The organism is Ornithinimicrobium faecis, from assembly GCF_023923225.1.
GTDB lineage: Bacteria > Actinomycetota > Actinomycetes > Actinomycetales > Dermatophilaceae > Ornithinicoccus > Ornithinicoccus faecis.
Map to the genome: position 1 here is coordinate 613,529 of NZ_CP099489.1, position 19,801 is coordinate 633,329.

The 19,801-nt window shown below is 69.4% G+C and carries 19 protein-coding genes and 3 tRNA genes; 5 read left to right on the forward strand and 17 right to left on the reverse strand.

Annotation, left to right across the window (positions count from 1 at the left end):
* Positions 1 to 72: 72 nt before the first annotated feature.
* Positions 73 to 1,863, reverse strand: a complete 1,791-nt coding sequence (locus NF556_RS02830) for a glycoside hydrolase family 15 protein (protein WP_256829342.1) — start codon at positions 1,861 to 1,863, stop codon at positions 73 to 75.
* 193 nt (positions 1,864 to 2,056) lie between these two features.
* On the opposite strand from NF556_RS02830, the gene NF556_RS02835 reads away from it, so the two are divergent.
* The gene (locus NF556_RS02835; RefSeq protein WP_252593991.1) at positions 2,057 to 2,617 is read left to right on the forward strand and encodes a dihydrofolate reductase family protein; all 561 of its coding nucleotides are present in this window, start codon (positions 2,057 to 2,059) and stop codon (positions 2,615 to 2,617) included.
* A gap of 3 nt (positions 2,618 to 2,620) precedes the next feature.
* Here the strand turns inward: NF556_RS02835 and NF556_RS02840 are convergent, their stop codons facing one another.
* The 6 genes from NF556_RS02840 to NF556_RS02870 form a co-directional block, all read right to left on the reverse strand.
* The gene (locus NF556_RS02840; RefSeq protein ID WP_252593992.1) at positions 2,621 to 3,763 is read right to left on the reverse strand and encodes a hypothetical protein; all 1,143 of its coding nucleotides are present in this window, start codon (positions 3,761 to 3,763) and stop codon (positions 2,621 to 2,623) included.
* Between the two features lie 347 nt (positions 3,764 to 4,110).
* Positions 4,111 to 4,920, reverse strand: coding sequence for an amino acid ABC transporter ATP-binding protein (locus NF556_RS02845; protein ID WP_252593993.1), 810 nt, complete (start codon positions 4,918 to 4,920; stop codon positions 4,111 to 4,113).
* Positions 4,921 to 4,958: 38 nt separating this feature from the next.
* The gene (locus NF556_RS02850; protein ID WP_345780138.1) at positions 4,959 to 5,825 is read right to left on the reverse strand and encodes an amino acid ABC transporter permease; all 867 of its coding nucleotides are present in this window, start codon (positions 5,823 to 5,825) and stop codon (positions 4,959 to 4,961) included.
* Positions 5,822 to 6,754, reverse strand: coding sequence for an ABC transporter substrate-binding protein (locus tag NF556_RS02855; RefSeq protein ID WP_252593994.1), 933 nt, complete (start codon positions 6,752 to 6,754; stop codon positions 5,822 to 5,824). Before NF556_RS02855 ends, NF556_RS02850 begins: the two co-directional genes overlap by 4 nt.
* Before the next feature lie 75 nt (positions 6,755 to 6,829).
* Positions 6,830 to 8,029: a GmrSD restriction endonuclease domain-containing protein gene (locus tag NF556_RS21320; protein WP_289781774.1), complete on the reverse strand. Its 1,200-nt coding sequence runs from the start codon at positions 8,027 to 8,029 to the stop codon at positions 6,830 to 6,832.
* 166 nt (positions 8,030 to 8,195) lie between these two features.
* Positions 8,196 to 8,272, reverse strand: a tRNA-Phe gene (locus NF556_RS02870).
* Positions 8,273 to 8,435: 163 nt separating this feature from the next.
* On the opposite strand from NF556_RS02870, the gene NF556_RS02875 reads away from it, so the two are divergent.
* Positions 8,436 to 8,993, forward strand: a complete 558-nt coding sequence (locus NF556_RS02875) for a DUF7010 family protein (protein ID WP_252593995.1) — start codon at positions 8,436 to 8,438, stop codon at positions 8,991 to 8,993.
* A 34-nt stretch (positions 8,994 to 9,027) separates the two neighbouring features.
* Here the strand turns inward: NF556_RS02875 and NF556_RS02880 are convergent, their stop codons facing one another.
* A complete protein-coding gene (locus NF556_RS02880) occupies positions 9,028 to 10,137 on the reverse strand; it encodes a hypothetical protein (protein ID WP_252593996.1) in 1,110 nt (369 codons plus the stop codon).
* A 296-nt stretch (positions 10,138 to 10,433) separates the two neighbouring features.
* On the opposite strand from NF556_RS02880, the gene NF556_RS02885 reads away from it, so the two are divergent.
* Positions 10,434 to 10,847 (forward strand): transferase, encoded by a 414-nt coding sequence (locus NF556_RS02885; RefSeq protein WP_252593997.1) that lies wholly within the window; start codon positions 10,434 to 10,436, stop codon positions 10,845 to 10,847.
* A gap of 79 nt (positions 10,848 to 10,926) precedes the next feature.
* Here NF556_RS02885 and NF556_RS02890 read toward each other — a convergent pair whose 3' ends face one another.
* Genes NF556_RS02890 through NF556_RS02905 form a run of 4 tightly spaced genes read right to left on the reverse strand, consistent with a single transcriptional unit; the run spans position 10,927 to position 13,973 of the window.
* A complete protein-coding gene (locus tag NF556_RS02890; protein ID WP_252593998.1) occupies positions 10,927 to 11,736 on the reverse strand; it encodes an anti-sigma factor in 810 nt (269 codons plus the stop codon).
* On the reverse strand, positions 11,733 to 12,314 hold the full coding sequence (gene sigK / locus NF556_RS02895; RefSeq protein WP_252593999.1) for an ECF RNA polymerase sigma factor SigK: 582 nt from the start codon (positions 12,312 to 12,314) through the stop codon (positions 11,733 to 11,735). The genes NF556_RS02890 and sigK overlap by 4 nt, the downstream gene beginning before the upstream one ends.
* Positions 12,315 to 12,348: 34 nt before the next feature.
* Positions 12,349 to 13,197: a class F sortase gene (locus NF556_RS02900; RefSeq protein WP_252594000.1), complete on the reverse strand. Its 849-nt coding sequence runs from the start codon at positions 13,195 to 13,197 to the stop codon at positions 12,349 to 12,351.
* A gap of 2 nt (positions 13,198 to 13,199) precedes the next feature.
* Complete coding sequence (locus NF556_RS02905; RefSeq protein WP_252594001.1) at positions 13,200 to 13,973, reverse strand: CHRD domain-containing protein; 774 nt, start codon at positions 13,971 to 13,973, stop codon at positions 13,200 to 13,202.
* 151 nt (positions 13,974 to 14,124) lie between these two features.
* Here NF556_RS02905 and NF556_RS02910 point away from each other — a divergent pair, with 151 nt between their 5' ends.
* Entirely contained in the window at positions 14,125 to 15,018 is an 894-nt protein-coding gene (locus NF556_RS02910; RefSeq protein WP_252594002.1) for a Vgb family protein, read from the forward strand.
* Between the two features lie 31 nt (positions 15,019 to 15,049).
* Here NF556_RS02910 and NF556_RS02915 read toward each other — a convergent pair whose 3' ends face one another.
* From NF556_RS02915 to NF556_RS02935, 5 genes are all read right to left on the reverse strand, one after another.
* Positions 15,050 to 16,393 (reverse strand): hypothetical protein, encoded by a 1,344-nt coding sequence (locus NF556_RS02915; RefSeq protein WP_252594003.1) that lies wholly within the window; start codon positions 16,391 to 16,393, stop codon positions 15,050 to 15,052.
* A gap of 14 nt (positions 16,394 to 16,407) precedes the next feature.
* Positions 16,408 to 17,736: a hypothetical protein gene (locus tag NF556_RS02920; RefSeq protein ID WP_252594004.1), complete on the reverse strand. Its 1,329-nt coding sequence runs from the start codon at positions 17,734 to 17,736 to the stop codon at positions 16,408 to 16,410.
* A gap of 147 nt (positions 17,737 to 17,883) precedes the next feature.
* Positions 17,884 to 17,957, reverse strand: a tRNA-Asp gene (locus tag NF556_RS02925).
* Between the two features lie 79 nt (positions 17,958 to 18,036).
* A tRNA-Glu gene (locus NF556_RS02930) sits at positions 18,037 to 18,109 on the reverse strand.
* A 109-nt stretch (positions 18,110 to 18,218) separates the two neighbouring features.
* The gene (locus NF556_RS02935; protein ID WP_252594005.1) at positions 18,219 to 19,244 is read right to left on the reverse strand and encodes a PHP domain-containing protein; all 1,026 of its coding nucleotides are present in this window, start codon (positions 19,242 to 19,244) and stop codon (positions 18,219 to 18,221) included.
* Between the two features lie 119 nt (positions 19,245 to 19,363).
* Here NF556_RS02935 and NF556_RS02940 point away from each other — a divergent pair, with 119 nt between their 5' ends.
* Positions 19,364 to 19,801 carry a GNAT family N-acetyltransferase gene (locus NF556_RS02940; protein ID WP_252594006.1) on the forward strand — a complete coding sequence of 146 codons (438 nt, stop codon included), beginning with the start codon at positions 19,364 to 19,366 and terminating at the stop codon, positions 19,799 to 19,801.

The following is a 19,801-nucleotide window of genomic DNA, read 5'->3' on the forward strand; positions in this document are numbered from 1 at the left end:
CGCACCACTCCCCCTCCCACGCCTCAGTCGTGAGTGCTCGTCAGGTTGCGGGGTCTGCCGGTCCCGCGTCCGTCACCTGTTGCCGGTCGGCGATGGGCCAGGCGACAGCGCGCTCAGGTGGCGTGCAGTGTTGACCAGTCCCACATGGCTGAACGCCTGTGGTGTGTTGCCCAGGTGGCGGCCCGAGACGGGGTCGACCTCCTCGGCAAGCAGGCCCAGGTCGTTGCGGAGGGCTAAGAGCCGCTCAAAGTGCTCGCGGCCCTCGTCGACGCGGCCGATGCCGACGAGTGCGTCGGCCAACCAGAAGCTGCAGAGCAGGAAGGCGCCCTCCTCACCGGGCAGACCGTCGACACCGTGCTCGGTGCGATAGCGCAGGACATACCCGCCCTCGGTGAGCTCTCGCTGGACCGCATCCACGGTCCCGACCACCCGCTCGTCGTCCCAGGGCAGGAAACCGACCTGGGGGATGAGCAGCAAGGACGCGTCCAGGCTGGGCGAACCATAGAACTGGGTGAAGGTCCCGCGGGAGGCATCGAAGCCCTCAGTGCACACCTCGTGATGGATCTGCTGCCGCAATGATTTCCACCGGTCCACCGGGCCCTCCAGCCCGAAGTCCTCGACGGCACGCACGGCCCGGTCGATCCCAGCCCAGGCCATCACCTTGGAGTGCACGAACTGTCGGTCGGGCCCGCGGATCTCCCACAGGGACTTGTCCGGCTGCTGCCAGTTGCCCTCGAGGAAGTCCAGCATCTCGCGCTGCAGGTCCCAGGCGTCGGGGGCGGACGACAGCCCCGTCTCGCGGGCCACGTGCAGCATGTCGAGCACCTCGCCCCAGACATCCAGCTGGAACTGGCCGGCGGCACCGTTGCCCACGCGGACCGGGGGTGATCCCTCATAGCCGGTGAGCCAGTCGAGCTCATACTCGGGCAGGCGCCGCCGCCCGTCGATGCCATACATGATCTGCAGGTCGGCAGGGTCCCCGGCCACCGCCCGCAGCAACCAGTCCCTCCACGCGTGGGCCTCGCTCTCGAAGCCGGTGCCCAGGAGGGCCTGCAGCGTGAAGGTGGCATCACGCAGCCAGCAGAAGCGATAGTCCCAGTTGCGGACCCCGCCGATGTCTTCGGGCAGTGATGTCGTCGCTGCGGCGACGATCCCGCCCGAGGGGGCGTAGGTCAGACCCTTCAGCGTGATCAGGGAGCGCCGGACCGCCTCGTCCCACCCGCCCTCGTAGTCACAGTGGGAGATCCACTCCGCCCAGAAAGCCTCGGTGTGCGACAGCATGCGCTCTGCATCGCGGCGAGCGGGCTCGCGTTCATGGCTGGGGTGGTGGGTGAGGATGAACGGCACGCGGTCACCGGCCGAGACCTCGAACTCGGCCGTCGTCATCAGGTCGTGCCCGTGGACCTCGACCGGGGTGTCCAGCCACACGGAGTCCGGCCCCGCGATGGCGGAGAGCTGGGTGCCGTGATGCTTGACCCACGGGATGATGTTGCCGTAGTCGAATCGCAGCCGCAGATCGCTGTGCATCCGGACGCGACCGGAGATGCCCTCGACGATGCGCACCATGTCGGCGGCCTTGTCTCGCACCGGCATCAGGTCGATGACGCGCACGGACCCGTCGGGGGTCTCCCACTCGGTCTCCAGGATGAGCGTGTCGCCCCGATACTGGCGGCGGGTGCACCGGTCGGCCCCGACCGGTGCGAGCTGCCAGTAGCCGTTGTCCTCGGTGCCGAGCAATCCGGCGAAGCAGGCACCGGAGTCGAAGCGGGGCAGGCACAACCAGTCGATCGAGCCGTCGTTGCCGACCAGGGCCATCGTGTGCATGTCCCCGATGACCCCGTAGTCCTCGATGGCCAGTGCCACTTGTCCTCCGTCCCGCCGCCCCGGTCGGACGCCTCGTCTCCGTCCTATCGGCTAGAAGACACCGCCGCAACCGGCGAGTGGTCCACGGTCCTGACGTGGAGGATCCTGAGGCGAGGTCGATCGTCGTGCGATGAGTTTGCCGACCCGGCGTGGTCGGTCCAGATGAGGCACAACCCACCCCACAGGAGGACTCATGCGCAAGGTAGTTTCCGGTCTGTTCCACTCCCTCGACGGAGCCGTCGAGGGACCCGACCAGTGGCAGTTCGACAGCTTTGATGCGGAGTTGGGCGAGCTGATGACCCGCACCATCGGCAGCATCGACGAGACCGTCCTGGGTCGGGTGACCTACCAGGAGTGGGCCGACTACTGGCCCAATTCCGTTCCGTCGGAGGACAACCCATTTGCGGAGTTCATCAACCAGGTCCCCAAGCACGTGGCCTCCACCACGCTCACCGGGCCCCTGGAGTGGCAGAACTCGCGGCTCATCGAGGACGACCTGCATGACCACGTGCGCCAACTCAAGGAGTCGTCGGGCCAGGACATCGGCGTGCAGGGCAGCATCAGCATCGTGCGCGACCTGTTCCTGGCCGGGCTGCTCGATGAACTGATCTTGATCACCCACCCGGTCATCGCGGGCGGCTCCTTTCGGCGACTCTTCCAGCCGGGTGACCCCACCACCCGGCTGGAACTGGTCGACCTGGTCAAGACGTCAGCGGGCAATGCTGTCCTGACCTACCGCCGCAGGGCCGACTGAGCATCAGCCTGCGCTGAGCTCGGCGCCGACGATCGCCTGATAGTCCCGGGCGTCAACCTTCTCGGCGTCCAGGGTCAGGATCAGTTCGCGGCCGGACTCGGTGTCCTCATAGACCTCAACGGGCTCACCGCCGTTCTCACCCGAGTGGACGTGTTGCCAGCCCGGGCCACCGGAGTCCCGCAGCTCATCGACGACCTCGTCGGTGGCGTAGTCACCCATTTCCTCGGCGTCACCCTCGCCGAAGGCGAGGACGAAGGTGTCGGCATAGGTCTTGATGCTCATGTCGGGCAGGCCCCCGTCCAGCCGCGCCTTCAGCACCGCGTCCTCGGCGGCCGACTCGGCCAGCTCACGGTCGATCAGGAGCACGAGCTTGACGTCATCACGGTCGCCAGTGAAGGTGACCTCGACCGTGTTGGCGTCGGGGCCGTCGGAGACCTGTGGGTTGGTCCACACAAAGTCGCGGAACCAGTCCTGCGCCTCAGCGGCGGCCTCTGGGGTGCCCAACCGCTCGAGGTAGGCCCGGTCCTCGGCATCTCCACCGGCCGCGTCCACGAAGGCCATCGCGTAGTCCTCGACGGTCTCCGGGATCGGGTAGGCCCCCTCGGCCACGGTCGCGCTGACGACGCCGTGCGGCTCGCCGCCCTGGGTGATCCCCTCCTGCACCCAGAGCTCGAGCTGCATGTTCTGGTCGTCGGCATAGTTGATGACGACTGCACCGTGCGTCTCCTGCCGGACCTCGCCCCTGGTCCAGCCCTGACCGCCCCACACGTCCATGTTGGCGACCACATCGGGGTTGCCGAGCTGTTCGAGCAGGGTCTCGTCCTGGTCGACCCAGGCCTGCACAAACATGTCGCCGTATGCCGTGGGCTCGGTTGGCAGGTCGCCCGCCGGGGCCTCATCGGTCGGCTCGGGCGCCTGCGACGTCGGTGCGTCGTCGCTGGGCTCGGCCGGAGCCTCCGTGCTGGGTGCCTCCGTGCTGGGTGCCTCGGTGCTGGGTGCGGGGTCTGCTGGTGCCTCGGTCGTGGCAGAGGTCTGCTCGGCTGGCGGTGGGCCCGCCACCGTCGGCTGGTCGTCCTCACCACACCCGGTGAGCGTGGTGGTCAGTGTCGCCGCAGTCAAGATCGCGAGCCAGCGGGTGGACCTCATCGTGTGCTCCCCTCCTTGGTGGCCCGTCCGGACCTCGTCAGTGAGGACGCCGTGGGGGAGCCCTCACGTTGCATCGGGTGGATCCCCTGGATGTCGCCAATGGCCACATGTGCGTGATCGGCGTTGCCAACTCCGTGTCGGGGCACGGGACACGCCGCAACGATGACGGCACTGTGCACGACACGCAGGCGCTGCCCTCAGGTCAGACAGTCACCCCTCAGGTCAGACAGGCGCTGCCCTCAGGTCAGACAGGCGCTGCCCTCAGGTCAGACAGGCGCCCCTCAGGTCAGACAGTCACCCCTCAGGTCAGACAGTCACCCCTCAGGTCAGACCGGCGCCCCCTCAGGTCAAAGCCGGCCGGCGTCGATGACCCGCCGCAGGAACTCCTGAGTGCGTGGCTGCGTCGGCTCGCCCAGCACTTGGGCCGGCGGTCCCTCCTCGCAGACAACACCCTGATCGAGGAAGACGACGTGATCGGCGACCTGCTTGGCGAAACCCATCTCGTGGGTGGCCATCAGGATCGTGGCGCCACCTGCGGCGAGCTCACGCACCAGCGCGAGCACCTCGCCGACGAGCTCGGGGTCGAGTGCCGAGGTGATCTCATCGAGCAGCAGCACGCGGGGCTCGACGGCGATGGCCCGGGCGATCGCGGCCCGCTGCTGCTGGCCACCGGACAGGCGGTCGGGATAGGCGTCGGCCTTGTCGGCGAGCCCCACCCGCTCCAACAGCGCCTCGGCCCGTGCCTGCGCCTCCTTCGGTGAGACCCGGTGCACGACACGCGGCGCGAGCATCACGTTGTCCAGCACGCTCATGTGTGGGAACAGGTTGAACGCCTGGAAGACCACGCCAAACCGGGCCCGCACGGCGTCGGCGTCGACCCGCGGGTCGCTGATGTCCTGCCCGTCCAGCAGGATCTGCCCGTCGCTGATCGGCTCCAGCACCCCGGCGCAGCGCAGCAGGGTCGACTTGCCCGAGCCCGAGGAGCCGATCAGGGTGACCACCTCGTGCTCGGCCACGGTCAGGTCGATCCCGCTGAGCACGACCGTGTCGTCATAGGCCTTGACCAGGCCGCGCACGTCCAGCACGACGTCCGGGCTCCGTCGCGGACCCGGCGGCAGATCGAGGGAGGTGTCCCGCTCGGCGGGACCCATCGGCATACGGCCACCGTCGCCGGCGGGTGACCTGCGCCAGCCGATCACAGTGCTGCCCCGCTCTGCTCGCGCCGTGCGGCCCGGGACGCTGCCCAGTCGGCGAGGCGGGCCGTGGGCACTGACAGGAGGACGAAGAGGAGGGCCGCCACGACATACGGGGTGAAGTTGAACGTGCTCTGGGAGGCGATCTGGGCGGCGCGGACCGCATCGAGCGGGCCCAGCAGGGAGATCAGGCCGACGTCCTTCTGCATGGCGACAAAGTCGTTGAGCAGCGGCGGGGTGACCCGGCGGACCGCCTGGGGGAGCACGACGAGCTTCATCGACTGGCCATAACTCAGACCGAGCGAGCGCGCACCCAGACGCTGACTGGGGTGGACGCTGTCGATGCCGGCCCGGAAGACCTCGGAGACATAGGCGGCGTAGGTCAGGACCAGGGCGACCGTGCCCAGATAGACCGGGTTGATCCGCCCGTCAGTGAACCGCAGCGCCGGCACGCCGAAGCCGATCAGATAGAGAAGCACGATCAGCGGGATCCCGCGGAACAGGTCGACATAGCCGGTGGCCAGCAGCCGCAGGGGCAGCCACACGGGGCCGCGCAGCGTGCGCAGGACCGCCAGGACGAGCGCGAGCAGCAGGGTGGCGACGGCCGCGACCACGAGCACCCGGATGTTCAACCACAGTCCCTCGAGGATCTTGGGCAGCGACTCCCAGGCGACCTGTGGGTTGAGGAAGGTCGCCTGGGTGCGCGACCAGCCGGGTGCGCTGGTGATGGCGAGATAGAGGACCGCGGCGAAGACCAGCGTGCTGATCAGCGACGTGAGAGTCGACCGCCGGGAACGACCCGCCCGCAGCTGGCGGCGGGAGAGTTCGAGCGGGGTGGGCTCGAGCGGGGTGGGTTGCTCCAGGGTCACTGCAGCTCGGGAGCGCCGGCGACATCGGCGAGCCACTCGGTGGCCAGGTCGTCGAGGGTCCCATCCTCGCGGAGGGCGTCGACGGCCTGCGTCGCGCAGTCGGTGAGCGGGCTGTCGAGGTCGAGGACGAAGCCCAGCTGCTCGGCGTCGCCCGTCAGCGGCAACTGACCAACGATGACGCCACCCTCGATCTCCACCGCCGTCAGATAGAAAGCGGTCGGCAGGTCCACCACGATGGCGTCCACCTGGCCGTTGTCGAGGGCGAGCTTGGCCTCCTCGTTGCTGTTGAAGATCAGCGGGTCGTTGCTCGGGTCGATCGACTCCTCGATCGAGGCCAGGCTCGTGGTCCCGACCTGGGCTCCCAGCAGGCTGTCCTTGAGGTCGGCCAGGCTCGCGGCATCGGCCGCTCCCGCGCCCTCTTTGGACACCACGGCCTGGCGCACGTCGTAGTAGCCGGAGGTGAAGTCGACGGCCCCCGCGCGCTCCGGCGTGATCGAGAACTGGTTGATCGCGAGGTCAAAGTTCTTCGGCCCCGGAGCGATGGTCGCCTCGAACGGGTTGCGCACCCACTCGACCGCGTCGGCCTCGTAGCCGAGCTGCTCGGCCACGGCATAGGACACGGCCGCCTCGTAGCCCTCGGCGTTGGCGGGGTCGTTGTCGACCATCCACGGCTCGAAGGCTGGCTCGGACGTGCTGAGCGTGAGCGTGCCCGCGGTGACGGTCTCCAGCGAGTCGGGCGAGCAGGCTCCGGCCGCGTCCTCGCTGCCACCGCTGGCGGCCGAGTCGTCGCCGTCCGCGCTGTCACCGGCAGCGTCGGCACCAGCCGTCGCGTCGTCGCTGGCCGGCTCTTCCTCGTCGCCGCCGCAGGCAGTGAGCAGCAGGGCCGCAGCCGAGAGGGTGGCCAGGAGGCGGAGTTGGGTTCGGGCCATGTGGTGCTCCAAGGGGTGCGGAGGAGTATGCCGCCCGGTCGGCTCGGGCGTGAGGGCAAGCGTAGTCCTGTGCCCCTACTCGCAGACGATGCCGTCCTTGTCGGCGTCGCGATACCAGTCGTACTCGGGGTCCGTGCCCTGGTGGTAGGGGCCGAGGCCGGCGGCCTTGGCGGACTTGCACGTCTTGTGCCGTGGATCGGTGCTGGTGCCCTCCACCGGAGCAGGCGGTGCCATGATCGGCGCCGGTGCGGTCGCTGGCGGGGCGGCCACCGGCTCCGGTGTGGGAGTCGGCTCCGGGGACGGCTCGGGCTCCGGTGCGGCAGCGAGCTCGGGCCGCAGCTGCGCATGCTGTGCCTCGGGCAACGGCTCGTCGGGGCAGCTGGTCAGGATCCGCTCCATGGCGTCGAACTCTGCCTGGGTGACCCACAGTGCGTAGTCGTGCTTGACCGCGACCTGCCGGGCCACGAACTCGCAGCGGAAACTCTTGTCCGGCGGGAGCCAGGTCGCTGTGTCGCCGGCACCCTTCTGGGCATTGAGCCTGCCCTCGACCGCGAGCAGGTTGAGCGGGTCGTTGCCAAAGGTGCGCAGGGTGTCCTCGTCCCAGGCCTGCGCACCCTTCTGCCAGGCGTCCGAGAGTGCGACGACGTGGTCGATCTCGATCGAGCCACCGGTGCTGTCACGCACAAAGTCAATGGTCTCCCCGGAGTAGGGGCTGGTCAGCGTGCCGGAGAGAGCGACGCACCCCTGAGTGCCCGCCTTGGTGACCAGGTCCGCGAGGTCGCGGCGCAGGATGTCGTTGCGGGCATCGCACCCGTTGCGATCCAGGTCGTGGGAGCGGTACTGAAACAGGTCGCGGTCATAGCCGGTCGTGGCGGCACGCCCCTTGATCTCCAGGTCGGCGAGGGTCGCCAGCGCGGTTCCTGGAGCCGCGGCCAGTGCCGGCTCGGCCTCGACGACCTCGGCCGTGGCGATCTCCGGCTCCACGGTGTCGGGCTCGGTCGTCGGTGTCGCCTCCGTCGTCGGGCTCGGCGCACTCTCCTGCGTGGGCTCCGACTCCGATGTCGGGGCAGTCGGCGGTTCAGCCGTGGGCTCGGGTGTGGCGGATGTTTCGCGAGTGGTCTGGACGGGCGCCGCCTCAACAACAGGCTGAGCGTCCTCGTCGAGATTCGCCCCGTAGGCGAGAGCGGCGATGACCGCAATGATCGCGATGGCGCCGCCCTTGCGACGCGAGCGGCGTCGTGGCTGGGCAGGGTAGGGGCGGGTGGTCTTGCGCACGGCAGGGGCTCCATCTCAGGCGCAGCCCGAAGGGTCACGGTCTCCGGGTCTGGGAGGGTCACGATCCCTCCACAGCGAACCGTAGCCCACCCCCGAGCGGACCACCAGAGTCACCTCGGACACAACAGAGCCGCAGGTCAGTCGTGCTGACCTGCGGCTCTGTGGATGGTGGCCAGGGGCGGGGTCGAACCGCCGACCTTCCGATTTTCAGTCGGACGCTCGTACCAACTGAGCTACCTGGCCGGGCCTGCGCACTCAGAGGCGATCTGACCTGCGCAAACATGACGCCGGATCGCTCCGGCGCGCGTTCACTATACCTGAAACCCACCCGCTGGCATTATCAGCGGTGTCGGCTGTGGGTGGGTTAGCCTCGCAGGGTGCTGACCGCTGGGAGGGAGCCACGATGATGTCAGGCCCGAACGCGTCGACCACCGACGTCCAGGACTACCTCGAGGCCCTGGCCGAGGTGAACCACAATGGCTTCGGCTTCCTCGTGGCCTTCGGGCTGACGTGGCTCGTGGCCGGCGTCATCTGGCTGCGCTTCGGGGAGAGGGCAGGCGCCTATGCCGCCCTGTTCCAGGGCACCGTCGGGGTGCCCCTCGGCCTGCTCCTCACATCGCTGACGGCAACGGCAGGGCGGCCCGACGACCCGTCGATGAACGCTCTGTCCATCTATCTCGGCGCCGGCCAGCTCCTGGTGCTGCCGCTCGCCATCGTGCTGATCGTCCAGCACCGCTATCTGGCGGTGGCGGCAGTGATGGCCCTGGTGCTGGCCGTGCACCTCGTGCCCTACGCGTGGCTGTATGGCACCCCCGCGTATCTGGTGGTCGCTGCGCTCGTGGCGGTCCTCACCGCCACGGTGGTCGCCATCGATCTCAACCGGGAGCGGTCCCACGGTGCCCTGCTCTGTGTGGGCTCCGGTGCGACGCTGCTCCTCGGAGGCTTCGCGGCCTTCGTATTGTGAGCGCGTCCGAGTTGCGGCGGACTGATCCCGGCGGTCACAGATAGTTGAGCGGACCGTCGCGACTGACGAGCATCCTGGTCAGGGTGTCGGATCTGGCCTCTTCCCGATCCAGCACGGCGATGACCGCGGAGCCCTCCGCCCTGACCTCGTCCAGGCTAAACATCTCGACGACCGGCTGCCCCTGCAGGAGCTGCGCGTCGTTCCACGCCCGCTCGACCTCCTCGACGGCGTCCTGCGCCACAGCCTCGGAGCCGAAGTGATAGACGACCACGTCCTGGACTGCGGTGCCCTCCACGGTGGTGCCGACGGCCACGACACCGAACGGGGTGGTGATCGATGACTGCTCCATCTCGGAGAGCTCTTGCTCCACCTGCTCCGGTGAGGCGGACTCGCCCAGCAGGGCCTCCATCCCAGCTCCGCCCCCTGGCTGCACCAGGAAATAGCCGCTGATCGCCCCGAGAGCGTCCAACTGGTCGGCAGTCTCCAGCACGGCTTCCTCATCGGCCAGGGTCGGCCCCTGCCCGGTCAGCCAGTTCTGGGCAGTGCGGGTGTTGCCCGACAACATGATGCGGTCGCCATCCTGTGCGACGCGCAGCGGCTGCCCGAGGGGACGCAGCACCGTGCGCGCCTCAAGGTCTGAGTAGCCGTCCTCGCCCTCACCCGCGCTCACGACGCCGTCGCCCAGGTCGACCAGGTCGGGGGAGAGGGTGTCCTCGTCGAAATCGCCGGATAGCACCACGGCATCCGGCTGGAGGCCGACCTCGGCCACCGAGGCCACCTGGGTGATGTCGAAGCCCAGTTCGGGCTCCTCGGCCACGCCCGTGTCGCTGCTGAGGTCACGAGGCAGCAGGAAGGTCACCGCCGTGTCCGGGCCGGCGACTGCGAGGGCCATCATCCAGTCCCGCCTTTCATCGACGGTCTCGGGTGCCTGAAGGCCCATCGCGGCAGCCCCGGCCTCAAGATCGCCGACCGCGATCGGATAGGAGGGCTCGGTCGGTCGGGGGAGAGACTCGATGGTCCCGCGGATGGAGAATCCCGCTGTCCCCTGCGTTGCAGACTCCGCGTCGCCCGTGACCGTGACCACGCCACCGGTGTCCTCGCCCGAGGTGCTGCACCCGGCCGCTCCGAGCAGTGCCAGCGCCACGAGCCCGGCTCCATACCTACGCCTTGTGAATCTACGCATCTCGATCTCCTTGTCCCCGATCCCTCGAGGTGAACCTACCGTCATTGGTGGTGCTGTGACGCTGGGGAGACGCGATCGGTTGCCCTGTGGCGCAGGACGTTCGGGAGGATGCGTTCCCCGTGGTCGTTCGTGACGTGTACCACAGTCCACAGAAACAACCGCGATCGGGAACATCGGAGGGCACACGGGCGTTTTTGCTACTGCGAGGTCACCGTGAGACCGCGCACCCCAACGATATGTCCCGAGGAGGGATCAGATTGGCGAGGCGTCGCAAGAAGTACGTCGAGATTGAAGAGGTGCCTGGCAAGCCGTTGCGCTACTGGCCGCACGCGCTAGGAGGCGGACTGGTCGCCGAGGGCGCCGTGGTGGACCCGCAGGCCTACGTGCACGAGTCGGCGTATGTCGACCCGGGGGCCCACGTGGCTCCTGGCGCGCGTGTGAGCTCCGGCGCATGGGTAGCCGAGGACGCCTTCGTCGGTGAGGACGCCGTGGTCGGCACCAACGCCAGCGTTGGCCGCAGCGCCCGCCTGGGCCGTGGTGCCCGACTCGGCATGCGTGTCGCCCTCGGAGACGGCGCGCTGGTCGCCGACTTCGTCACCATCGACACCGACGAGCGGGTGCCGTCCGGCACTGCCGTGCTCCGTGACGAGATGGACCGCAGCGCCGCCTGAGTGTTCCGTGCCGCACCGGCCGTGGTCTGACCCTGAGTCAGACCACGGCCGTTTTGTTTCATCCTGCAGGGCCGCGACGTCAGCCCTGCAAGGGCACCGCGACGATGGGATCACTGGTCGGTTGCTCGGACCCCCCGGCCGGCTCGACCGTGATGCCGACCGCGACCGCCCCCGCGGGAGCTCCCTCGAGGGCGACCTCGTCGCCCTCTCGAGGCATGAGCCCCGCGGAGACCGCAGTGCCGTCCTCGTGCACGAACCACAGCTGATAGTCCTCACCGTCGGGAGCCCCTGGCAGGTCCTCGGTGAGCAGCACCGCCCGGTCCAGGGAGGATGCCGTCACCACGGTGAAGGTGGCGCCGTCCGCCGACTCCGTGGCCTCGATCGCGTCGGGGGCCTCGAGCACCTCCTGCACCGCGACGATCGCGGGATCGGGAGTGTCGGTCGGCCACTGCGTGATCGCCACGGCGCCGATCGCGATGGCCGCCGCCGCAGCGCCGGCGAGCAGCCAGCGCCCCGGCCCTCGGGAACGTCGGGCGCGGTGGGCTCCCACCTCGTCCGTCGGCGCCACTTGGTCCGTCGGTGCGTCCACGGGTGTCGGCGCCACCTGGTCCGTCGGTGCGTCCACGGGTGTGGGCGCGTCCTGAGGTGTGAGCGCGATCTGGGTCAGCAACTGCTCCCGAAGAGCCGGTGGCGGCTCCACGGCGAGATCGTCGCTCAGCGCGACCGTGGCCTCGCGCAGTTCTGCCACCTCGCGCCTGCAGGTCGCGCAGGTCGACAGATGCAACTCAAAGGTCTCCCGCTCGTCAGCGTCCACCGCGTCGAGCGCATACGCCGCAGCAAGGGCGTGCACGTCGTCACCGGGCTCACCCGGGGGCACCTGCTGGCTCACTGTGCACCTCCCAACTGATCGCGCATCCGTCGCAGTCCGTCCCTGATCCTTGTCTTGGCCGTGCCCAGAGGCACCCCCAGTCTCTCCGAGACCTCCTGATGGGTGAGACCGTCGAAGAAGGCGAGCTCGACCGCGCTGCGCTGGGTCTGAGTCAGCCCACCGAGGGCCGAGCGCACTCGGGTGGCTTCCAACCGGCCCTCTGCCAACTCGGCGGTGCTGTCGAAGGGTGTCTGTGCCTGCAGTGATTCGTAGTCCTGGTCCCTCCTGGATTGGGACGCTGCAGACCGGACACGGTCAACGGCCCGACGGTGCGCCAGGGTCAGCAACCAGGACAACGCGCTCCCGCGAGCGGGGTCGAACGAGCTGGCGCTGCGCCAGACCTGGAGGAAGACCTCCTGCGTGACCTCCTCCGCCTGAGCCCGGTCCCGCAGCACCCGCAGCACAAGTCCGAGAACCCGGGGCCCGGTGGCGTCGTAGAGGTCGGCGAAACTCTGCTGGTCTCCACGTCCTGCGGCCTGGATCAGGCGGGCAAGGTCCTGCCCCGGGTCGGCCACCCGTTCATCATGCACGGTGGTCATCTAGCCCGCGCGTTCATTTCGAGGGGGCGATGCGTCAACCGGAACCTCCACGTGGGTCGACCAGGCGAGCGAACACCACGACGTTGTCCACGTGCGCACCCAGCTCGGCGTCATAGGTCCCGCCACACGTGATCAGGCGCAGCTCTGGGCCGCTGGTGTTGCCATAGACGGTCGTCTTGGGGAACTGGTCCTTGGGGAAGCTGTCCGCTCCGTAGACCTCGAAGGTCGCCGTCGTGCCATCCTGCCGGTCGACCTCGACGGTGTCGCCGGGCTGCAGGGCTCCCAGCTCGAAGAAGACGCTGGGGACCGACCCCTGGCTGGTGACATGGCCCTCGATGACCGACGGCCCGGGTTCGCCCGGTGTCGGCGAGCCCGAATACCAGGCGGCCTCGTCATAGAGCTCGCCGCTGGGCACCGCTAGCCGCCCCTCGTCGTCGAGGCCCAGGGGGTGCAAGGGGCTGTCCACGTCGAACGCGGGGACCCGCACCCGCACGGGTTCAGAGGCAGGCAGCGCAGGTGCGGGCGAGGATGCGTCGCCTCCTGGTGCGGAGCCTGTCTCGGGTGCCACCACAGTCTGCGGCGCTGCGGGTGTCGACCCCGGGGCCACGGCCTCCCCTGCACTGCCAGTGGCCCCGGGAACTGTGGCGTCGGGCAGCGAGTCCGGGGAAGGCCGTGGCGTCGGTGCGGAGGTCGCTGCCACAGCATCCTCCGGGGTGCCCGATGCGGTGGACCCGGCGCTCTGTCGGGTGCCCTCCGGCACGGGCGGCTCACCGACCTGGTGGGCGAGCGCCCACCAGAGCAGGCCCACGCCGAGAGCGAGGAGCAGCCCGAAGGCCACGAACGACAGACGCCGCCCGTGTCCCTCGGTCGGTGAGGTGCTCACGCTCAGCTGCGCTGGTCCGCGCGACGGCGGGTGACGGCCAGCCCCAGGCCGGCCACGGCCAGGGTGACACCGCCCAGGGCCATGAGACCCACGTGCTCGGTGCCGGCGGTCCCGCTGCCACCGGTGGCGACGCCGTCCTCGGGCATCGTCATCTGGGCGACCTCGAACTCACCGCACAGCGCGGGGTTGGTGGCCTCGGCGGGCAGGGCCGGGTCCAGGTCGGACTTCGCGTCACCGTCATAGGCGCCGCTGCCGTCGTGGTCGACGCCGTGGACGACGACCACGCCGTCGCCCGCGGCGACGGAGGCCGCGGTCTCGTCGTCGAGCTCGATGGTGCGCTCATAGGTGTAGCTGCCCGTGGCCGGGAAGTTCTCCACGTCGAGCGCGTGGTCACCCGTGGTCATGCCGGGCTCGTTGGTCAGGCTCACCTTCACCATCCCGTAGGCCGGGACGCCGTCGGAGGTCTGCAGCTCACCGCCCGGACCGGTGCCCTTCACGTCTGCCCCGGGGCAGGTGTTGGTGCCGCCGATGTGGATGTGCTGGGCATGCGGTGCGCCGTCCAGCAGGCCCTCGGTCTCCAGGATGATGTGCAGTTCGTTGCCCTCGAGCATGCCCCAGGCGGTGCCGGAGGCCCCCGAGTCGTTGAGCTCGGTCAGGGTGCCGGAGAGCTCGGTGCCGCCGTCCTCGTGGGCCGAGGCGGGGCTTGCCGCGAGCAGCGGGAGGCCGACGAGGGCCAGGATGGCCAGCGGTGCGGTGCGGTTGCGGGTGGTGCGCATGACAACTCCTCAGTGGTGGTGGTCAGTCACCTCGTGATTCGGAGCCGTCAGCGGAGCGGATTGGTCGCGTCGGGTGGGTGCTCAGCGGGGCTAGTCGCCGCGAGCAGAGAATCCACATGACCTGCGGGTGCTGCCGTCATACGGTGGTGGCATGTCAGGTCAGCCGCTGATCCGAGAGCACCAGGTGTCCGACGCCGCGGCCATGCCGTATGCCGTCGCGGTCACTGATGACAGCGCCGTCTGGGCCACGCTCGCCCAGGGCGATGCCGTCGTCAGGCGCGCTGCCGACGGCTCCCTGACGACGATTCCGCTGGGCGAGGGCGGCCGGCCCTTGCTGCTCGTCGCCACGGACCAGGACACGGTCTGGGTCACCGAGTCGGTCGGCAACCGCCTCGTGCACGTGGGGCCAGAAGGGGTCCGGGCAGCGGTGCCGGTGCCGACTCCGGAGGCGCACCCGTTTGGCATCGCCACCACCGGCACGGGCGAGCTGTGGTTCACCGAGATGGCGTCGGACCTGATCGGACATGTCGATGCCCACGGCCGGGTCCGGGAGTTCCCGACTGGAGCCGCCGGGGGCATGCCCTCGCTGATCGCCTGTGCTGACGACGCCGTCTGGTTCACCCTCAACCAGGCGCACGCCGTCGGCTGCCTGCGGGCTGATCACGAGCAGGTCGAGATTCTGCCGCTGCCCACTCAGGGGGCTGGCCCGGTCGGGATCACTGCCGCGCCGGATGGCGCCGGATGGTTTGTGCAGATCGGTGCCGGGCTGATCGGTCGGGTCGACGCCGCGGGGACGCTGGTCGAGCACGCCCTGCCGGATCGGCAGAGCAAGCCCCATGCCATCGCCGCAGACCCGGCAGGCGGCTGCTGGTTCACGTTGTGGGGTTCCAACCAGGTGGGTCACATCGGTGACGACGGCGCGATCACCCTGGCCGAACTGCCGACGCCGGACAGCCAGCCGCACGGGCTCGCCGTCGCCCCGGACTGGACGGTGTGGGTCGCCCTGGAGCCCGGCCGCCTGGCAGAGGTGAGCGCCCAGCGCTGACGGCTCCTCCTGTCGGTGCTGAGCGGGGGAGCTATCCCGCGTCGTTCCAGGCCTGCGCGATGGCGCCCAGGTCGGGGATCTCATAGAGCGAGCGCAGGTCGTCCTCCGCGAGACTGCGGGCGGTCGTGAAGGTGACGCTGTCCCGGTGGTCGGCTCCGGCGACCTTCAGCCGTATGCCGTCAGGCAGGATCTCCTTCACCTGCGGCAGTGCGTCGACCAGTGGGCGAGTGAAGTCAACCTGCACGTCCAGGTTGCCCCCCTCCTGGCGGGAGTCGGCGACCCACAACCGGTTGACGGTGCGCAGGGCGGCCAGCTCCTCGAAGACCGACAGACGCTCGCCCGCGGAGCCGCTGGGGTGCTCGTAGAAGAAGGACAGTTGGTCTGCGTCCGGGACGAGGCGGTCATACCTGATGCGCAGGGCCAACCCGTCCTGGAACTCGGGGTGCTCCATCGCCGCGTCGTAGATGCCGCGGACCGCCTCCAGGTCACGGGTGGACAGCGTGACCCGATCCTGCTCGACCAGGATGTTCTCCACACCCGGCAGGGACCGCAGCGCGTCACCCAGGGGTGCGAGGGCGTCGAGTCGCTCGGACTGTTGGGAGTCCAGGCTGCCCTGCATCACCTGCACGGTCAGGTCCGGCCCCGCCGCGGCCTCCGCGACCGCCTGGAGGTCGGTGAGCTCGGTGGTGGGTTGCACGGCGATCCGCAGGTCGCCGTCGGTCAGGTCGAAGACCTTCACGGGGTGGTCCTCGCCCACTGCGGCGAGCACGTCCGGCAGGGTCTGCGGCAGGGTGGCCCAGGCGTGGTCCACCGAGCCGGAGGGGGTGCTGATGTCGGCCACCACCCGCAGCTCGCCCTCCTCCTCGCCCCACAGCGACCGGACCGTCTCGGTGTCCTGCATCAGCTGACTCAGCTCGCCGCGATAGGTCGTCTCATACGAACGTAACCAGTTGGGGCACCGCCACGTGCCCTGCAGTGCCAGCCCCTCGGCATACAGCTTGGTGCGCAGGTGCGTCTTGGGCTCCTGCTGACTGTCGGAACCATAGAGGCACAGGCCGTTGGCCTGCACACCCACCGCGTCATAGTCCGCATCAGCGTCCGGCTCCCAGGTGGTGACCTCCTCCACGATCGCAGCGAGGGTGTCCGGCGGGGTGTCGTCGGCCAGGATCAGCGAGCCGCCCATGTCGCCGCTGACCCACGGCAGCTCGTCCGAGGCGGTGGTGACCACCTCGAGGACCTGATCCGGATAGGCCGAGGAGAAGTGCTCGGTGAACTCCTCGGCCGCCGAGGCGCCCGGGGAGATCGACCCACAGGCCGAGGTGGCGAGCACGACGGAGAGCGCCGTGAGAGCCATGAGGGGGCGCGTGGTCTGCATCGTGGCGAGTCCCATCAGGGTGCGGCGTTCCAGTCGCTGGCGAGCTGGTCGAGGTCCGGGGTGGTGAAGCGCGAGGTGAGGTCGTCCGGGGCGAGGGTGCGGGCCGCGGTGAACTCGACGCTGGCCAACGCGTCGCTGCCGGAGACCTCGACGGGCAGCCCATCGGGCAGGGCCGGCTTCAGGTGGGCGAAGCCGTCAGCCAGGGGGACAGTCAGGTTCACCGATGCGCTCGGCGCGGGGGTGTTGCTGAGACTCACGAACGAGACGGTGTCGTGTGCCGTCAGGGCGAGGAAGGCATCCAGGGCCTCCTCGGTGCCGCCCTGCGCCCAGAAATAGCGGTGCCGGGCCCACTCGTCCTCCGGGTCCTGCGCATCGAGCGTGATCTCGACCCTGGCTGCACCGAGGTCCGGATGGGTGGTCGCCGCCTCGTGGGCTGCCCGGATCGCCGCGCTGTCCTCGACCCCGATCACGAGCTGACCGGGCAGCGGCACCTCAGCTGCGGTCACGCCGGGGACGGCGCGCACCTGATCCACGACGGCGGCGAGCTCCTCGATCTGTGCGGCCTTGTCCGCGTCGAGGCTGCCCTGCATGACCTCCACGATCAGGTCGGCCCCGGCGACGCCGTCGGCCAGCTCCTGCAGCTCATCGATCCGTGTCGTGGCCGTCACCGCGACCCGCAGGCCGGCGTCGGTCAGCTCGAAGGTCCGGAGCGGGTGCTCCTGGCGGACGGCGGTGAGCACCTCGTGCGCGGTCTGGGGGATCTGCGTCCAGACGTGGTCCACGGCACCGTGCGGAGTGTTGACCGCTGCCACCACCCGCAGCTCGCCGTCGGCCTCGGTCCAGAGGCTGCGGACGGTCTCGGTGTCCTGCATCAGCTCGGCCAGTGTGCCGGTGTATTGCGTCGTCCCGCTCAGCCACGTCGGGCAGGGCCACGTGCCCTGCAGGGCCAGCCCCTCGGCATACAGCCGGTCGCGCAGCAGGTGCTTGTGCTCCAGCTGGGGATCGGAGCTGGACAGGCAGAGGCCGTTGGCCAGGACGCCGACGCCGTCATAACTGGAGTTCTCCTCTGGCGCCCAGGCGGTGACGTCGTCCAGGATCGTGGCCAGCTGCTCCGGGCTGGTGTCGTCGGCCAGGACCAGTGACCCGGACATGTCGCCGCGGGCCCAGGGCCACTTGCCCGACGCTGTGGTGACCGCCTCGAGGACCTCGTCGGGGTAGGTCGAGGTGAAGTGCGACTCGAACTCCTCGGCCGCGGACTGTGCTGGTGAGATCGACCCACAGGCGGAGGTCAGCAGCACGGTGGCGGCCGTGGTGGCGGCGATCGTGGTGAGGCGAAAGCGCATGGTCGTGATCCTCCGGTGCGGTGGCAGCTCTGCGGCTACGACGCCAGGATCTCCCACTTCGTTCCGGAAACGAGGAAGGCACTCTGTGCGAGAAGGCTCAGGCACGACGAAGGCGCCGGCACCCTGGTGGGTGACGGCGCCTCTCGGCGACCCCGACGGGACTCGAACCCGCGACCTCCGCCGTGACAGGGCGGCGCGCTAACCAACTGCGCTACGGGGCCTGGTGTCAGGCCGTTGTGCAGCAACCCGTGAAGGCTACCTGTTCCTGCTCGGTCCGAAGACCAGTGGTGTCAAACCACGCATCCCCAACGGGATTCGAACCCGTGTTGCCGCCGTGAAAGGGCGGAGTCCTAGGCCGCTAGACGATGGGGACCCGTCCTGCCGCCCCCTCGCCGCCAAGCGCAGCTCGGATCCGTCGAGGACAGTGACAGAGCATACGTGACGGATCCGGCTGCTGCCAAAACGGGTCCCGTGAGCCCAGTTCAGGAGGGTGTGGCCCAGTCGAGGAGTTGGTCCAGGGGCCAGGAGTTGACGACCCGCTCGACCGGCACACGCAGGCGCTCGGCGCGCTCGCAACCGTAGGCCTGGAAGTCGAGTTGGCCCGGGGCGTGGGCGTCGGTGTTGATCGCAAACAGGCACCCTGACTCGATCGCGAGGGTGAGCAGATCGTCCGGTGGGTCGCTGCGCTCGGGTCGGCTGTTGATCTCCACGGCCGTGTTGCTCTCGACGCAGGCGGCGAAGACCGCGCTCGCGTCGAAGGTGCTCTGCGCCCGCTTGCCGCGATCGCCGGTCACCAACCGACCCGTGCAGTGTCCGAGGACGTTGGTCCGCGGGTTGCGCACTGCCGCGACCATCCGGCGGGTCATCGCCGCGGACTCCATCTTGAGCTTGGAGTGCACCGAGGCGACCCGCACGTCGAGCCGGTCGAGGAGCTCGTCGGTCTGGTCCAGGGACCCGTCGTCGAGGATGTCGACCTCGATCGCCTTGAGCAGCCGGAAGTCCTCTCCGACAGCGGCATTGATCGCGTCGACGACCTTCAGCTGCTGGGTCAGTCGCGCGGCGGTGAGGCCGTTGGCGACGGTGAGCCGCGGCGAGTGGTCGGTCAGCGCCAGATAGTCGTGCCCGAGCTCCATCGCGCTCGCCACCATCTCCTGGATCGGGGACCCGCCGTCGGACCAGTCGGAGTGGCTGTGCAGGTCGCCGCGGAGCTGGTCACGCACCCGCTCGCCGCCCTCGACGAGCGGGCCGCCGACCGTCGACTCGAGCTCGGTCAGCTTGTCCGGGTCGCGTCCGGCCGCGGCCTGCTCGATGACGGCAGCGGTGGACGGCCCGATGCCTTCCAGTTGCTTCAGCGTGCCCTTGCGCACCCGCTCGCGGACCTCAGCCTCCGGGATCGCGAGCAGCGTGTCCGCGGCCTGGCGATAGGCCTTCACCCGGTAGGTCGAGGCGCGGCTGCGCTCCAGCAGGAAGGCGATCCGTCGCAGGGCATCCACCGGCTCGATGGTCATAGGGACGACGGTAGTTCACCCCGCGCCAGTTCGCCCCGAGCCAGTTCGCCCTGAGCCAGTTCACCACGGGCCGAACGGTGAGGAACGGGATGAGGTGCGCCTCGGCATACGCTGGGGTGATGACGCAACCAGAGCTCCGGGTCGCCTCGTTCGCCGACCTCACCACCGACCAGCTGTATGCCGTGTTGCGGCTGCGCGTCGACGTCTTCGTGGTCGAGCAGGAGTGTGCCTATCCCGAGCTGGACGGGCGTGACGACGAGCCGACCACCGAGCACCTGTGGGTGGACGTGGGCGGGGAGATGGCGGCCTATGTGCGGGTGCTGGACGACGGCGACGTCGCACGCATCGGCCGGGTCGTGACGGCGCAGGGTCACCGTGGACACGGCTACGCGGCGCAGCTGATGGGGCTGGCGCTGGAGCGAATTGGCAACCGGCGCACCGAGATCGGCGCCCAGGTCCAGCTGGAGCAGTGGTATGGACGGTTCGGCTTCAAGCGCTCCGGCCCCGACTATGACGAGGACGGGATCATGCACCTGACGATGATCCGGGAGGCCTGA